The 14,592-nt window shown below is 66.5% G+C and carries 16 protein-coding genes; 10 read left to right on the forward strand and 6 right to left on the reverse strand.

All coding sequences use genetic code 11. The features are described from left to right. Positions 1-302 precede the first annotated feature (302 nt). Together ASE82_RS13365 and ASE82_RS13370 are read left to right on the forward strand one after the other, a co-directional pair. Positions 303-1,118, forward strand: coding sequence for a DUF1206 domain-containing protein (locus ASE82_RS13365; RefSeq protein ID WP_056064142.1), 816 nt, complete (start codon positions 303-305; stop codon positions 1,116-1,118). 161 nt (positions 1,119-1,279) lie between these two features. After that, entirely contained in the window at positions 1,280-1,654 is a 375-nt protein-coding gene (locus ASE82_RS13370) for a hypothetical protein (RefSeq protein ID WP_056064145.1), read from the forward strand. Positions 1,655-1,661: 7 nt separating this feature from the next. On the opposite strand, the gene ASE82_RS13375 is transcribed toward ASE82_RS13370, so the two are convergent. Together ASE82_RS13375 and ASE82_RS13380 are read right to left on the reverse strand one after the other, a co-directional pair. Then, positions 1,662-2,150: a hypothetical protein gene (locus ASE82_RS13375; protein ID WP_056064149.1), complete on the reverse strand. Its 489-nt coding sequence runs from the start codon at positions 2,148-2,150 to the stop codon at positions 1,662-1,664. Between the two features lie 218 nt (positions 2,151-2,368). Further along, on the reverse strand, positions 2,369-3,457 hold the full coding sequence (locus tag ASE82_RS13380; protein WP_056064152.1) for an alkene reductase: 1,089 nt from the start codon (positions 3,455-3,457) through the stop codon (positions 2,369-2,371). Between the two features lie 51 nt (positions 3,458-3,508). Here ASE82_RS13380 and ASE82_RS13385 point away from each other — a divergent pair, with 51 nt between their 5' ends. From ASE82_RS13385 to ASE82_RS13410, 6 genes are all read left to right on the forward strand, one after another. Beyond that, positions 3,509-4,501: a DMT family transporter gene (locus ASE82_RS13385; protein ID WP_082441498.1), complete on the forward strand. Its 993-nt coding sequence runs from the start codon at positions 3,509-3,511 to the stop codon at positions 4,499-4,501. Beyond that, positions 4,498-5,151, forward strand: a complete 654-nt coding sequence (locus tag ASE82_RS13390; RefSeq protein ID WP_056064157.1) for a COQ9 family protein — start codon at positions 4,498-4,500, stop codon at positions 5,149-5,151. The genes ASE82_RS13385 and ASE82_RS13390 overlap by 4 nt, the downstream gene beginning before the upstream one ends. 128 nt (positions 5,152-5,279) lie before the next feature. Further along, on the forward strand, positions 5,280-5,555 hold the full coding sequence (locus tag ASE82_RS13395; protein ID WP_056064160.1) for a FeoA family protein: 276 nt from the start codon (positions 5,280-5,282) through the stop codon (positions 5,553-5,555). 9 nt (positions 5,556-5,564) lie between these two features. Then, entirely contained in the window at positions 5,565-7,439 is a 1,875-nt protein-coding gene (gene feoB, locus ASE82_RS13400) for a ferrous iron transporter B (protein WP_056064162.1), read from the forward strand. 8 nt (positions 7,440-7,447) lie between these two features. Beyond that, on the forward strand, positions 7,448-8,050 hold the full coding sequence (gene ssb / locus ASE82_RS13405; RefSeq protein ID WP_056064165.1) for a single-stranded DNA-binding protein: 603 nt from the start codon (positions 7,448-7,450) through the stop codon (positions 8,048-8,050). A 5-nt stretch (positions 8,051-8,055) separates the two neighbouring features. Further along, positions 8,056-9,588, forward strand: a complete 1,533-nt coding sequence (locus tag ASE82_RS13410) for a sensor histidine kinase (protein WP_435368539.1) — start codon at positions 8,056-8,058, stop codon at positions 9,586-9,588. Here ASE82_RS13410 and ASE82_RS13415 read toward each other — a convergent pair. The 4 genes from ASE82_RS13415 to metX form a co-directional block, all read right to left on the reverse strand. Next, positions 9,578-9,964, reverse strand: coding sequence for a response regulator (locus tag ASE82_RS13415; protein WP_056064169.1), 387 nt, complete (start codon positions 9,962-9,964; stop codon positions 9,578-9,580). The two genes, ASE82_RS13410 and ASE82_RS13415, sit on opposite strands and share 11 nt — an antisense overlap. Before the next feature lie 93 nt (positions 9,965-10,057). After that, entirely contained in the window at positions 10,058-10,657 is a 600-nt protein-coding gene (gene metW / locus ASE82_RS13420; protein WP_056064172.1) for a methionine biosynthesis protein MetW, read from the reverse strand. Further along, positions 10,654-11,088 (reverse strand): GNAT family N-acetyltransferase, encoded by a 435-nt coding sequence (locus ASE82_RS13425; protein ID WP_056064175.1) that lies wholly within the window; start codon positions 11,086-11,088, stop codon positions 10,654-10,656. The genes metW and ASE82_RS13425 overlap by 4 nt, the downstream gene beginning before the upstream one ends. Then, entirely contained in the window at positions 11,085-12,251 is a 1,167-nt protein-coding gene (metX, locus tag ASE82_RS13430; protein ID WP_443025112.1) for a homoserine O-acetyltransferase MetX, read from the reverse strand. Before metX ends, ASE82_RS13425 begins: the two co-directional genes overlap by 4 nt. Positions 12,252-12,479: 228 nt before the next feature. Here metX and hisC point away from each other — a divergent pair, with 228 nt between their 5' ends. Continuing rightward, positions 12,480-13,589 (forward strand): histidinol-phosphate transaminase, encoded by a 1,110-nt coding sequence (hisC, locus tag ASE82_RS13435; RefSeq protein WP_056064178.1) that lies wholly within the window; start codon positions 12,480-12,482, stop codon positions 13,587-13,589. Next, complete coding sequence (locus ASE82_RS13440) at positions 13,589-14,497, forward strand: prephenate/arogenate dehydrogenase family protein (RefSeq protein ID WP_056064181.1); 909 nt, start codon at positions 13,589-13,591, stop codon at positions 14,495-14,497. Before hisC ends, ASE82_RS13440 begins: the two co-directional genes overlap by 1 nt. The last annotated feature ends 95 nt before the right edge of the window (positions 14,498-14,592 follow it).

Below are 14,592 nucleotides of genomic sequence, written 5' to 3' on the forward strand. Positions count from 1 at the left end.
TTTAAAATCCTGCCCCGCCAGAAGAGGATTGATCAGGTCTGCGCCCTAGAACGGCAAAAATGGTGATAGCTTTGGTGGGACCGAAGGCAGGTCGGCCCTCGAACCCTAAGCCGCGCCGCCCGCAACAACCACGGTGCCGATGTCCGTTGAGCGAGTACGTGTCGGTAGTTGTGCGGCATGATGCCATCCTTGTTCTCCCGCGAAACAAGATCATCAGGTGTCGAGCCAACCGTCCTCAACTGCCTCATCACAGGAACGTCACGCGCGTCGCGCCGTTATGCCTCCGTAACAAAGGGGCGCTCATGATTTCGGATGCGAATGCGACATTGCTCGCCAAACTCGGCTTCGCCGCGCGCGGGGTGGTGTATATGCTCGTCGGCTGGTTCGCGGTCGACGCGGCGTTGCGCGGTGGCAAGATCGCCGACAACCAGGGCGCGATCGGGTCGATCGCGGACGAGGCGTTCGGCCCGGTGCTGCTCGCGATCGTCGCCGCCGGCCTGCTCGGCTACGCGATCTGGCGGCTGACCGAGGCAGCGGCCAATCCCGAGCAGATCGGCAGCGACGTCAAGGGCAGCCTCAAGCGGATCGGTCATGTCATCAGCGGGATCGCGCACCTGATTCTGGCCTGGACCGCCGCGAAGCTCGCGATGAAGACCGGATCGCGCGACGCCGCCGTCTCGCCCGGCGACGAGAGCGCGCGCGACTGGACCGCGTTGCTGCTCGACCAGCCGGCCGGGCGCGTTCTGGTCGGCGCGGTCGCAGTCGGGATCCTCGTTGCGGCGTTCCAGCAGGCGCAGAAGGCGTGGCGCGGCGACTTCATCCACGACCTGCGCGGCGACGCCCCTGCGCCGGGCTATGTCTGCACGATGGGCCGAATCGGCTACGGCGCGCGCGCGCTCGTCTTCCTGATCGTCGCGGGGCTGTTCGCGCTCGCCGCCTGGACTGCGCATGCGAGCGACGCGGGCGGCGTCGCGGAGGCGCTGGAGCGGCTGCAATCGCAACCGGGCGGCAAGTGGCTGCTGGCGCTGACCGGTATCGGGCTGGCGCTGTTCGGTGCGTACAGCCTGGTCGAGGCGCGCTTCCGCCGGATCCATGTCGACCTGCCGGGTACCGATTAGAGCTTTCTTATCCCCATATCCGTTCCCCCGCACAGGCGGGACACGACGGCGTTCGTGACCCTGGGCTCCCGCCTTCGCGGGAGAACAAGAAAGATAGCCGGCGGCGAAAGATCCCTAGTCATCAGGGTCTCGTTAAGACGCTGATGTTACCGGAAACCACTATGTACACGATCAACTTCGACGTCCCGACCAAGACACTCAATATCGTCACCGAGGGGTTTTGGTCGGTCGCGACGACGGCGGCGTTCTCGGCGGAACTGCTAGCCCGGGGATCGGCAGCGCGGCTGTATCACGGCCGGTTCGTCGTGCTCGCCGACCTGCGCAAGGCCGCGATCCAGCCGTTGAAGGTCGTCGATGCGCTGGAGGCGATGATGCCCAAGGCGCTGAAGGTGACGTCGGCACCGATCGCTGCGGTAGTCGCCTCGCATCTGGCCAAGCTCCAGACCGAACGTTATCTGAAGGCCGAGAATTGCCGGACGTTCCTCGACATCGACGAGGCGAAGGCGTGGCTGGCCGGGGATCACCCGCCCGCCTGAGTCGCGGTCAGCCTTCGCTGGCCGTTTCCAGCAAAGCCGCCTCGACCTCCTCGACGCTGATACCGAACGCCCCCGCGAGCGCCGACGGCGACGCGCCGCGATCCGCCAAGGTCCGTATCCGCTTCGGATCGACGATGGTGGTGTAGCCGCGCGTATCGCGCTCCTTCTTCGTCTCCTCGCCACTCCGCGCGAGTGCGCCCGAGCGGCGGCGCTTCGAGATCTTTAGCGCTTCGACATCGTTGGTCGGCGGCGCGTTCAGTCGCGCCTCGTGCCGCGCGGATTCCTCGATCCGGCGCGCCTCGCGGGCACGTTCGCGTTCCTGGGTTAGCGCATCACGCTGGGCAATCCGCGATTCCGAACGCTGCTCGGCAGCGGCAAGGCGTTCCTGTGCACGGCGGTCTCGATCCTCCGCGCGGCGTGCGGCGCGGTCGGATGTTTCGAACAGCGGCGTCCCCGCCAGCCTGTCGCTTTTCGGCCAGCCCCAGCCGTCGGTCATGTCTAATCCTGTCGTCACCGGTGCGCCACCTAGAGGCGCGGAAGCGCGCTGCTAGGCGATGACATCATCAGTGACTAGGGCCCTGACGATCCTCTCCCGCCAGGGGGAGGTGTCGCCGAAGGTGACGGAGGGGGAGGACACGGAACGACGGTTCGCGCGTGCCTCCCCCTCCGTCAGGCTGGCGCCTGCCACCTCCCCCTTGCGGGGGAGGATTAAGCTTACGCGTTCGCAGTTTCGAGCGCGGGGTAGTCGATGTAGCCCTCGGGGCCCTGGCTGTACCACGTCTTCGCGTCGTCCTGTGCGAGTGGTGCGCCGGTGCGCAGGCGCTCGGGCAGGTCCGGGTTCGCGATGAACGTACGGCCGAAGGTGATCGCATCGGCATTGCCCGAATCGAGCTCGGCCTGCGCCTCTTCGACGGTCGTGTAGTCCGAGTTCACGATCAGCACGCCGTTGAACACCTTGCGGATCGCCGGGCTGAGCTTGGGCACGTCGGTCTTGCCGAACGTACCATCGGGGCCGGGCTCGCGCAGTTCGAGGAACGCGATGCCGAGATCGGACAGTGCCTTGGCGGCTGCGGTGAACAGCGCCTCGGGGTTGCTGTCGTCGACACCCTGCGAATCACCGTTAGGCGACAGGCGGACGCTGACGCGGTCGGCGCCGGCGACCGAGATCACGCGCTCGGCCACTTCGCGCAGCAGGCGGACGCGGTTCTCGATCGAGCCGCCATATTCGTCGGTGCGGAAGTTCGCGTTGTCGCGCAGGAACTGGTCGATCAGATAGCCATTGGCCGCGTGGATCTGCACGCCGTCAAAGCCTGCTGCCAGCGCGTTCTTGGTTGCCAGCTCGTAGTCCGCCAGCAAGCGCGGAATCTCGTTGGTTTCGAGCGGTCGCGCGACCTCGAAGTCCTTCTTGCCCTCGAAGGTGTGCGCCTGGCCTTCGGTCGCGGTTGCCGACGACGACACGGGCTGCGTCTCGTAGACCGACGAATGGCCCTGGCGACCCATGTGCCAGAGCTGCGCGACGATCCGGCCACCAGCGGCATGGACCGAGTCGGTGACCGGCTTCCAGGCGGCAACCTGCGCGTCGGTCCACAGACCCGGCGCGAACGGCCAGCCGAGGCCTTCACGGCTGACGCCGGTAGCCTCGGAGATGATCAGGCCGGCGCTCGCACGCTGCGTATAATATTCGACCATGATGTCGGTCGGCACCGCATCCCTGTCGGCACGCCCGCGGGTGAGCGGCGCCATGATGATGCGGTTCGGCGCGTCGACGGCACCAAGGGTAATCGGATCGAATAGGCTAGGCATGGAAGCTCCTTATTGGCCTGACGGGCGGAAGATAGGAGGCTACAGGGCGGCATGCATCGCCCCGACCCGCAAAGATTATCTAGCGTGCCCGATACGCCGCACGGTTTGACGCCGGTTGCGGAAAGTGTTGCCGCGCCGGGACTTATCGCCTTCGCCGCGCTGGTGGTGGCGAACGTTGCGCTGGCGTTCGGGCCGTGGTTCGTCCGTGCGACCGAGGTCGGCCCGGTGGCCGCGGGGTTCTGGCGGCTGACGTTGGCGGTGCCGTTCCTGATCGCATTGGCGGTCCAGCAGGGCGCACGGCCGACCCGGTTGAGCCGTGGCGTATGGATCGGGCTGATCGTCGGCGGCGTGTGCTTTGCGGCCGATCTCGGTGCGTGGCATCTCGGCATCCGGCGCACGACGCTCGCCAATGCAACGCTGTTCGGCAATGCGGCGACGCTGATCTTCCCTATCTACGGCTTCCTGATCGCGAAGACATGGCCAACGCGTACTCAGGGCTGGGCGCTGGTGCTGGCGGCGACGGGCGCTGCGCTGTTGCTCGGGCGGTCGTATCAACTCGATGCGAAGAACCTCGTGGGCGACCTGCTCTGCATCCTCGCGGGGCTGCTCTACACGGTCTATTTCATCCTGATGGCGCGCGCGCGGGCGACGCTCGCGCCGCTGTCCGCGCTGACCCTGTCGACGCTGGCGGGGATCGTACCGCTGCTGCTGTTCGCGCTGGCGATGGGCGAGCGCGTGATGCCGGCGCACTGGGGGCCGCTGATCGGACTCGCTCTATGCAGCCAGGTGCTCGGGCAAGGGCTGATGATCTATGCGCTCGGGCGGTTCACGCCGCTGGTGATCGGGATCGCGTTGCTGATCCAGCCGGTGGTGGCGGGGCTGGTCGGCTGGCTGGTCTATGGCGAACGGCTCGGCGCGGCGGATCTGGTCGGGGTGGTGATGGTCGCGGTCGCGCTGGTGCTCGTCCGCCAGGGCCCTCCCCCCGAATTACCTCTTGAAGACACGCTTGATACGCCTGATTTTGAACGGCAGGAGACGGTATGACCCAGGACCTTACGCTCGACGAAATCCGCGCAAAGCTCGCCCCCGGCATCGCCGCCAACGCGGCGTTCGACGGCTGGAGCGACGCCGCGCGCGACATGGCCGCGCAGGCCGAGGGGATCGACACCGACATCGCCGCGCTCGCGTTCAAGGACGGCCCGGTCGACATGATCGACGCATGGTTCGCGCATATCGATGGCGTGATGCTCGCCACGATGCCCCCCGAGCGGCTCGCGCTGATGAAGATTCGCGAGAAGATCACCGCGCTGATCGAGGCGCGGCTCGACGCAACGTCGATCGATCGCGAATCGCTGCGGCGCGCGCTGGCAATCCTCGCGCTTCCGCAGAATCTTGCGAAGGCTACGCGGCTCGGCTGGCGGACGGTTGACACGATCTGGCGCGCGGCCGGCGATGTCTCGACCGACTATAATTACTACACCAAGCGGACGATCCTGCTCGGCGTGTATGCATCCACGATCACGGTGTTCCTCGACGACGAAAGCGAAGGTCTGGCCGAAACGCGCGCGTTCCTCGGTCGCCGGATCGATGGGATCATTCAGTTCGAAAAGGCCAAGGCCGGCTTCCTCAAGCGCACCGAACACGGCTTCAGCCTGTCGCGATTCGTCGGCCGCCTGCGCTATCCGACTGCCTGAAGCCACCAACCTTCGACTAAGTGTCTCTGGCGCCAAGCTTTCGTTGGGATCGCGAGGCGTTGAGACGGTCGTAACCCACGACGGTTAGGGCTTCCCTTCCCCGGGCGTTACTGATAATCACTCGCATCATGGACACTCGCCCCGATCGTTCCGTCAGCCTCGAAACCCTGCCGCGCAAGCAGCACGCCGTTGTTGCGGCGATCGAGTGGGCGCGGCTCGCGGGGCCAGAGGCGCGTCGCTTACGCGAACTGGGCTTCGACGAGGGTGTCGATGTTGAGGTCTTGCACCGCGCAACGCTCGGCCAGGGCCCGATCGCCTGCCGGATCGGTCGCATGACCGTCGCGCTCCGTCGTGCCGTCGCCGGCGCGATCCAGGTCTCTCCCATGCCTGCCGCGGCCGAATAATCCTTTAAAATGAACGCAGCACCGCTGGTTGCGCTGGTCGGCAATCCCAATGCCGGCAAGAGTGCGCTGTTCAACGCGCTCACCGGTGCGCGCCAGAAGGTCGGCAACTATCCGGGCGTCACGGTCGAGCGGAAGGTCGGGCGGCTGATGCTCGACGACGGGCGGCCGATCGAACTGGTCGACCTGCCCGGCGCGTACAGCCTCGAACCCTCCTCCCCCGACGAGCGCGTGACGCGCGATGTCGTCACCGGCACGCAGGACGGCGAGCGCCTGCCCGATGCGCTGGTCGTCGTCGTCGATGCCGCCAATCTCGATAACCACCTGCGCTTCACGCTCCAACTGATCGCGCTCGGCCTGCCGGTCGTGGTCGCGCTCAACATGGTCGATCTCGCCGAGCGTGATGGCCTGAAGCTCGATCCGAAGGTGCTCGAACGCGAACTCGGCGTGCCGGTGATCCCGACCGTCGCGGTGCGCAAGCGTGGCCTCGACGAGTTGAAGGCGGCCTTGTCCGGCATCGTCGTCAACGGACCGATGCGCCTCCGCAAATCCGACGGCAGCGTGCAGGACGACATCGTCACGCTCCAGCGCCGCGCCCGCCAGATCGCCACGTCCGCGACCGTATCCGAGACGCAGGTCCGTCGCTGGACGCACATGCTCGACGCGGTCGCGCTGCATCCTGTGGCTGGCCCGATCCTGCTGCTCGCGATCATGTTCCTGATGTTCCAGGCGGTATTCAGCTGGGCACAGCCGTTCATGGACGCGATCGATGCGGGCTTCACCGCGTTGCAGGGCTTCCTGACCGCCGAACTGCCCGATTCGCTGCTCCGCTCGCTGCTGGTCGACGGCGTGATCGCAGGCGTCGGCGCGGTGATCGTGTTCCTGCCGCAGATCCTGATCCTGTTCCTCTTCATCCTCGTCCTCGAGGCGAGCGGCTACATGGTCCGCGCGGCGTTCCTGATGGACCGGGTGATGGCAAGCGTCGGGCTCTCCGGCCGCGCGTTCATCCCGCTGCTGTCGAGCTTCGCCTGCGCGATTCCGGGCATCATGGCGACGCGGACGATCGACGACGAGAAGGACCGGCTGACCACGATCCTGATCGCGCCGCTGATGACGTGCTCCGCGCGCCTGCCGGTCTACACGCTGATCATCGGCGCGTTCATCCCCAACACGCAGGTGCTGCCGTTCGTCGGGTTGCAGGGGCTGGTGATGCTCGGCCTGTACGTGATGGGCATCGTCGGTGCGTTCGTCGCCGCGCTGGTACTGCGCCGGACGGTGACCAAGGGCGTGTCGTCGGGCTTCATGATGGAGATGCCGAAATACCAATGGCCGCAGTGGCGCGACGTCGGCATCGGCCTGTGGAGCCGCGCGCAGATCTTCCTGAAGCGTGCCGGCGGCATCATCCTGACCTCGACGATCATCCTGTGGGTGCTGCTGAGCTTCCCCAAGCCGCCCGAACAGCCCGCCGGTGCTCCGAAGATCTCGGCGGTCGATTATTCGGTCGCGGGCCGCATCGCCAACGGCATCGCGCCGATCTTCGCGCCGATCGGCTTCAACCGCGACATCGTCCTCGCGCTGATCCCGGCGATGGCCGCGCGCGAGGTCGCCGTGGCCGCGATCGGCACCGTCTATGCGATCGACGACCCCGACAGCAACCAGGGCGGAAAGGCGATGATCGAGAACCTCCGCGGTCGCTGGAGCCTGCCGACCGCGCTCGCCTTCCTGATGTGGTTCGTGTTCGCGCCACAGTGCATTTCGACGATCGCCGTCACCCGTCGCGAGACCAATGGGTGGAAATGGCCCGCCTTCATGGTTGGCTATTTGTTCGCCGCCGCCTACATCATGGCTGGCATTACATACTGGCTGGCGGTGTTCGCCGGCCTCTGAGGGGCATCATGGCAGGCAGCGTCAACAAGGTCATCATCGTCGGCAATCTGGGTCGCGACCCGGAGAGCAAGGCGTTCCAGAACGGCGGCAAGGTCGTCAATCTGCGCATCGCGACATCCGAGTCCTGGAAGGACAAGATGTCGGGCGAGCGCAAGGAAAAGACCGAATGGCATTCGGTCGCGATCTTCAACGAAGGTCTCGCGAACGTCGCCGAGAAGTATCTCCGCAAGGGCTCGAAGGTCTATATCGAGGGCGCGCTCCAGACCCGGAAGTGGCAGGACGCGCAGGGCCAGGACAAATATTCGACCGAGATCGTGCTGCAGGGCTTCAACAGCGTCCTGACGATGCTCGACGGTCCCAACGGCGGCGCAGGCGGTGGTGCAGGCGGCGGCGGTGGTAGCCGCGGCGGTGGCGACGACTGGGCCGGCGGCGGTGGCGGCAACGACTTCGGCGGTGGTTCGTCGGGCGGCGGCGGCGGTTACGGCGGCGGTGGCGGTGGTCGTGGCGGCAGCGCACCCTCGGGTGGCGGTAGCGGTGGCGGCGCACGGGGCGGCAGCTTCGGCCAGACCGGCGGCTTCTCGGACGATCTCGACGACGACGTGCCGTTCTGATCTCCGTGACGACGCTGTATTCCGTCCCCAATACCGCCACGTTCGACGAGGCAGAGCGCTCTCGCGTGATCTCGGCCTACGACGTTGCCGGTGCGCGCGCGAAGGGCCAGCTCGACGACATCGTGGCGTTCGCAGCCGAGCTCTGCGGCGCCCCGGTCGCGTTGCTGAGCCTGGTCGAGGAGGAATATCAGCGTTTTCTGGCGCGGACCGGCTTCGACCTGGAGCAGACTCCGCGCAGCATGTCGTTCTGCGCGCACGCGATGCACCATCACGAGGTGATGGAAGTGCCCGACGCGCAGGCCGATCCGCGGTTCGTCGACAACCCGCTGGTGACCGGCGAGCCTTATGTGCGGTTCTATGCCGGCGCGCCGCTCGTCTCCAGCGAGGGCGTGCCGCTGGGCGCACTCTGCGTGCTCGCGAACGAGCCTCGCGAAGGCCTCACACGGTTCCAGCGCGACGGCCTCACGCTGCTGGCCAAGGCGGCGATGGGCCGGCTCGACGACCGCCGTACCGCACGCGAGCAGGCGATGGCCGAGGCCGAGGCGCGTCGTACGCTCGAGGCGAGCGACCTGAAGTTTCGCACGCTCGCCGACACGATGCCGCAGATGGTGTGGTCGACGCTGCCCGATGGCTTCCACGATTACTTCAACGCGCGGTGGTACGAGTTTACCGGCACGCCCGTAGGAACGACCGATGGCGAAGGCTGGAACGACATGTTCCATCCCGACGACCAGGATCGCGCCTGGGCGATCTGGCGCCAGTCTCTCGACACCGGCGAGCCTTACAACATCGAATACAGGCTTCGGCATTTCGACGGCACGTACCGCTGGGTGCTCGGCCGCGCGCTGCCGGTCCGTAACGAAAACGGCGCCATTACGCGCTGGTTCGGCACCTGTACCGACATCCACGAACAGAAGCTGGCCTATGAGGAGCGCGAGGTCATCAGCCAGGAGCTGAGCCACCGCATCAAGAACATCTTTGCGGTGATCGCCGGGTTGATCGCGTTTTCCGCACGGGGAAAACCCGAGTTCGCGGGGATTGCGACCGATCTCCGCCACCGGATCAACGCGCTTGGCCGCGCGCACGACTTCGTCCGCCCGCACAGCGCGAACTCGCGTCCCGCCGCCGCGCAGAACAGCCTGCACGGCCTGTTGCAGGAATTGTTCGAACCGTATCAGCGGATCGACGGCGCGCGTATCAGCGTGACGGGCGACGACGTCAGCATCGACGATCGTTCGGCCACGCCGCTTGCTTTGATGTTCCACGAGCTTGCGACCAACGCGACGAAATACGGGGCGCTGGCGACCGAACTCGGCACGGTTCGGATCACTGTCACGGCCAACGACGAGACGGTGGCGCTGAACTGGTGTGAGCAGGGTGGCCCGTCCGTCACGACGCCGATGACGCCAGCGGGCTTCGGCACACAATTGATCGAGATGAGCGCCGTACGCCAGTTGGGTGGTAGCGTGAGTCGGACTTGGAATAACGAGGGGCTGATCGTGGACCTGATGATCCCGAAAGCTGCGTTCAGCCGTTAGCGACCCGAATCACGTCGTCATGGGCGGTAGGATCGTCGTTGCAGGCCAACGCCGCCGCGGCCAAAATTGCTGCGTCGCTGAACGGCTTGCGGATGTACCCGAGGCACTCCGCATCGCCGATCTGCGCAGGGTTGGCAGTCACGAACACAACCTTGACGCCGTAATCCTGCGCCATCCGCTTGGCAATTTCCGGCCCGGTCGGTCCGTCGCGCAGGTTGATGTCTACGAACGCGAAGTTGCATCCCGGTGCCGCCGCGATCGCGCTGTCGCGGTCAGCCGCAATCCCCGCGACGCCGTAGCCGGCATCCATGAGGATTCTCTCGAGATCTAGCGCAACGAAAATCTCGTCTTCGACAATGAGGGCGGTCTTGGTCATCGGCGGAGTAACCAGTCGCCCACCGATCGGTTCCGCAATTTTGGTGATTTGGATCAACGGTTCGTCCCGATATGGTCCAACTCTTACAAACGATTACCGTCGCAGCAGGAACACCGCATGCTCGGCAAGCAGGTTGGCACCGCCCGCGCCGGTGCGCTTGTCGCCCGACAAAAACCACGCATCCTCGACGATGATCCCGCGTGCATTCACGAAGGCGCGGAAATCGTCGATCGTGACGTGGTGGATGTTGGGCGTGTCATACCAGCTCTCGGGCAACTGCCGCGTCACCGGCATCCGCCCTCCCCAGAGTAGCGACAACCGCACGCGCCAATGCGCGAAATTGGGGAAGCTGACGAACGCGCGCCGGCCAATCCGCAACAGGTGATCGAGCACGAGATCGGGCGCGCGTGCGGTCTGCAACGTCTGGCTCAGGATCGCGTAATCGAAGCTGGCGTCGGGGTAGCCGGCCAGGTCGATGTCCGCATCGCCCTGGATCACCGACAGCCCGCGGGCGACCGCCGACGCCACGTTGTGCGCATCGATCTCCAGCCCGCGGGCGTCGACGTCGCGGGTATCGCGGAGTGCGGCCATGAGCGCGCCATCGCCACAGCCGATGTCGAGCACGCGGCTACCCTGCGCGACGTTCTCGGCAATGACGGCGAGGTCGGTCCGCAATGTCTCAGGGGGCGTCATGGCGCACTCCGCAATTGCTCGGCGAGGCCCGGTGCGAGCCTCTCCATGTAGCGATCGGCATGAACCAGCGGATGGAAACCAAGGTCCGCATACACGCCGTGCGCGTCGGCGGTAACGAGCCCAAACCTGCGCAACCCGGCAAACGAAGGATGCTCCAGGAACCAGTTCACCATCCGCCGCCCGAGCCCCTGCCCGCGTACGGACTCGTCGACCCAGACGTCCGCCAGCCACGCAAACGTCGCGTGATCCGTAATCATTCGCGCAAAGCCGACCTGTTGCTCGTTCTCGTACGCGCCAAGACAATGCGACCCGGCGATCGCGCGCTCGACCAGACTGCGCTCGATCCCTGGCGACCAGTAACTGCTCGCAAGCCAGCCGTGGACGCGGTCGACCTGCAACTTGCCTGCGTCGTCGGACAGGATGACCGTCATCGGCCGGCCCTCAGGAAGCCGTCGACGACGCGGTTGAGATCGGGCGCCTCCAGCAGGAACGCGTCGTGACCATACGGGCTCGACAGCTCGACGAAGCTGACCGGCGCGCCGGCAGCGTTGAGCGCCTGGACGATCGCGCGCGATTCGGCGGTCGGGTAGAGCCAGTCGGTGTCGAAGCTGACGAGGCAGAACCGCGATTTGGTGGCGCGGAACGCGTTGGCGAGCAGCCCGCCATGCTCCTCCGCGAGATCGAAATAATCCATCGCGCGCGTGATGTAGAGGTACGAGTTCGCATCGAACCGGTCGGTGAACGCGAGCCCCTGGTGGCGCAGATAGCTCTCGACCTGGAAATCCGCGTCGAACCCGAACGACTTCGCGTCGCGCGCCTGAAGCCGACGCCCGAACTTCTCGGTCAGCCCTGCCTCCGACAGATAGGTGATGTGCGCCGCCATCCGCGCGACCGCGAGCCCGGCGGTCGGCGCGTCGTCGTCGTGATACTCACCGCCGCGCCAGTTCGGATCGGCCATCACCGCTTGGCGCCCGACCTCATGGAACGCGATGTTCTGCGCCGTATGCCGCGCGGTCGAGGCGATCACGACGCAGGCCTTCACGCGGTCGGGAAAGGTCGCGGGCCAGCTCAGCGCTTGCATCCCGCCCATCGATCCGCCGACCACTGCGTGGAGCACGCCGACGCCGAGATGATCGAGCAGCATCGCCTGCGCACGCACCATGTCGCGGATCGTGATGACCGGGAAGCTCATCGCCCACGGCCGTCCGGTTGCCGGGTTGATCGTCGCGGGTCCCGAAGTGCCCATGCAACTGCCGAGCACATTCGCACAGACGACGAAGTGCCGCGCAGGGTCGATCGGCTTGCCTTCACCGACCATCCGCGTCCACCAACCGGGCTTGCCGGTGCGGGGGTGATGCGAGGCGACGTGCTGGTCGCCGGTCAGCGCGTGACAGATCAGGACCGCGTTCGAGGCGTCGGCGTTGAGCGTCCCGTAGGTCTCGTACGCAATATCCACTGGCGACAGCAGCACGCCGCCATCGAGCCTGAGCGGCCCCGGCAACGTGACGCGCCGCGCGAGACCAAAGCGCTGGTCGGTGTCATGGCGGGTCCCGGAGTCGATGGCAGGCGTGTCGAGCATGCCGCGCGCTACCATAAGCGGCGGCCGTCATGCCAGCGCCGCTTCCTCGATCCTCCCCCGCAAGGGGGAGGTGGCTGGCCCTTGCCAGACGGAGGGGGAGGTAAGGAAAACAGCTGTTGCGTCACCCTCCCCCTCCGTCGCCTTCAGCGCCACCTCCCCCTTGCGGGGGAGGATCGTGAACTCCGTCCTTGCCACGCACAAAGATTTGCCACCGCGCCACACCGCCCGCTATGTCCCGCGGCCATGACAAACATCACGCCCGCCCCTGCGCCGAAGCCCTGGATTCTGGGGATCGCGCCGTACACGCCCGGCCGTTCGACGACCGACGATGGCCGCTCGGTGATCAAGCTGTCGTCGAACGAGAACCCGCTCGGCACCAGCCCTGCCGCGAAAGCCGCGTTCGATGCCGCCGACCGCACGCTGGAACGCTATCCGGATGCGGGCGCGGTCGAACTGCGCGAGGCACTGGCGGCGCATTACGACCTCGATCCGGCGCGCGTGATCTACGGCACCGGCTCCGACGAGATCTTGCATCTTGTCGCGGGCGCCTATGCCGGCCCGGGCGACGAAATCATCCACGTCCGCTACGGATTCGCGGTGTACGAGATCGCCACGCGCCGCGTCGGCGCCGAGCCCGTCATCGTCGACGACCGCGACTATGCGACCGACGTCGACGCGATCCTCGCTGCCGTCACCGAGCGCACCCGCGTGGTGTTCGTCGCGAACCCGAACAATCCGACCGGCACGTTCACGCCGCGGGCGGAAATCGCGCGGCTGCATGCGGGACTGCCGAAGTCGGTGCTGCTCGTGCTCGACCAGGCCTATGCCGAATATCTGTCGCCCGAGGAGGACGATGCCGGCCTCGCGCTGGCGATGACCGAGGCGAACGTGCTCGTCACGCGGACCTTCTCGAAGATTCACGGTTTGGCTGCCGAGCGGATCGGCTGGGGCTATGCCTGCGCGCCGATCATCGACGCGATGCACCGCATCCGCGCACCGTTCAACGTGACGACGGCGGGCCAAGCGGCGGCGGTCGCCGCGATCGGCGACACCGCTTTCGTCGACGCGACGCGCGCGCACAATGACACGTGGCGCGGCTGGTTCGTCGAGCAGATCGGGCAGATGGGCAATGCGGGGCTTCGTGCGGTGCCGTCGAAGGCGAACTTCGTGCTCGTGCTGTTCGAGGGCACGCTGACCGCCGATGCCGCGTATCACGGGCTTATGGACGCTGGCTACATCGTCCGCTGGCTGCCGGGACAGGGCCTGCCCAACGCACTGCGCATCACGATCGGCACGGAGGCGGAAACGCGCGGCGTCACTGCGGCGCTGCGTAATCTGGTCGAAGCGGCCTGATGCTGCCGTTCGCGCGCGTCACGATCATCGGGCTGGGACTGATCGGCTCGTCGGTGGCGCGCGCGGTGCAGGCGACGATGCCGACGGTCCGCGTCACTGGCTACGATGCCGATGCGACCGTGCGCGAAGCCGCCGACCGACTGCAGTTCTGCGACGACGTCGCGGATTCGGCCGGCGCGGCGGTAATCGACGCCGACCTCGTGATCCTGTGCGTGCCCGTCGGGATCATGGGCGAGGTCGCCGCCGAGTTCGCGGCTGAGCTTCCCGCGGATGCGATCGTCAGCGACGTCGGCAGCTGCAAGGCCGAAATCGTCCGCGCGCTCACCGAAGCACTGCCCAACGCGACCGTCATCCCCGCGCACCCGGTCGCCGGTACCGAGCGAAGCGGGCCCGAAGCCGGCTTTGCGACGCTGTTCCGCCATCGCTGGTGCATCGTCACGCCCCCCGAAGGCGCGGACCCCGTCGCAGTCGAGCGCGTGTCGGAATTCTGGCGCAGGCTCGGCGCGCAGGTCGAGACGATGGCGCCCGAGCATCACGACCGTGTCCTCGCCGTCACCAGCCATCTGCCGCATCTGATCGCCTATACGATCGTCGGCACGGCGGGCGATCTCGAGGAAGTGACGCAGTCGGAGGTCATCAAATACTCCGCCGGCGGGTTCCGCGATTTCACGCGGATCGCGGCGTCGGACCCGACGATGTGGCGCGACATCTTCCTCAACAACCGCGAGGCGGTGCTGGAGATGCTCCAACGCTTCTCGGAGGACCTGAGCCATCTCCAGCGCGCGATCCGCTGGGGCGATGGCGATGCGCTGTTCGACCTGTTCACGCGGACTCGGGCGATCCGGCGGAGCATCGTCGAGCAGGGGCAGGACGATGACGTCCAGGATTTCGGGCGTACGCACGGGTAAGGGCTGAGCCCGCGCAGTACCTAAGAATGCCCCCCCCGGCGAAGGCCGGGGCCCAATTGGGTAGGCTCGAGTAACCGCGAGCAACGCACATTAAA

This window comes from Sphingomonas sp. Leaf230 (genome assembly GCF_001421745.1).
Lineage (GTDB): Bacteria > Pseudomonadota > Alphaproteobacteria > Sphingomonadales > Sphingomonadaceae > Sphingomonas.

What these genes read in the sequence shown, in the direction of transcription:
- ssb (WP_056064165.1), top strand. Translation starts at nt 7,448, where the DNA reads ATGGCAGGCAGCGTCAACAAGGTCATCATCGTCGGCAATCTGGGTCGC.
- ASE82_RS13415 (WP_056064169.1), bottom strand. Translation starts at nt 9,964, where the DNA reads ATGACCAAGACCGCCCTCATTGTCGAAGACGAGATTTTCGTTGCGCTA.
- ASE82_RS13395 (WP_056064160.1), top strand. Translation starts at nt 5,280, where the DNA reads ATGGACACTCGCCCCGATCGTTCCGTCAGCCTCGAAACCCTGCCGCGC.
- metX (WP_443025112.1), bottom strand. Translation starts at nt 12,251, where the DNA reads ATGGTAGCGCGCGGCATGCTCGACACGCCTGCCATCGACTCCGGGACC.
- ASE82_RS13370 (WP_056064145.1), top strand. Translation starts at nt 1,280, where the DNA reads ATGTACACGATCAACTTCGACGTCCCGACCAAGACACTCAATATCGTC.
- ASE82_RS13380 (WP_056064152.1), bottom strand. Translation starts at nt 3,457, where the DNA reads ATGCCTAGCCTATTCGATCCGATTACCCTTGGTGCCGTCGACGCGCCG.
- ASE82_RS13390 (WP_056064157.1), top strand. Translation starts at nt 4,498, where the DNA reads ATGACCCAGGACCTTACGCTCGACGAAATCCGCGCAAAGCTCGCCCCC.
- ASE82_RS13425 (WP_056064175.1), bottom strand. Translation starts at nt 11,088, where the DNA reads ATGACGGTCATCCTGTCCGACGACGCAGGCAAGTTGCAGGTCGACCGC.
- ASE82_RS13385 (WP_082441498.1), top strand. Translation starts at nt 3,509, where the DNA reads ATGCATCGCCCCGACCCGCAAAGATTATCTAGCGTGCCCGATACGCCG.
- ASE82_RS13375 (WP_056064149.1), bottom strand. Translation starts at nt 2,150, where the DNA reads ATGACCGACGGCTGGGGCTGGCCGAAAAGCGACAGGCTGGCGGGGACG.
- feoB (WP_056064162.1), top strand. Translation starts at nt 5,565, where the DNA reads ATGAACGCAGCACCGCTGGTTGCGCTGGTCGGCAATCCCAATGCCGGC.
- hisC (WP_056064178.1), top strand. Translation starts at nt 12,480, where the DNA reads ATGACAAACATCACGCCCGCCCCTGCGCCGAAGCCCTGGATTCTGGGG.
- metW (WP_056064172.1), bottom strand. Translation starts at nt 10,657, where the DNA reads ATGACGCCCCCTGAGACATTGCGGACCGACCTCGCCGTCATTGCCGAG.
- ASE82_RS13440 (WP_056064181.1), top strand. Translation starts at nt 13,589, where the DNA reads ATGCTGCCGTTCGCGCGCGTCACGATCATCGGGCTGGGACTGATCGGC.
- ASE82_RS13365 (WP_056064142.1), top strand. Translation starts at nt 303, where the DNA reads ATGATTTCGGATGCGAATGCGACATTGCTCGCCAAACTCGGCTTCGCC.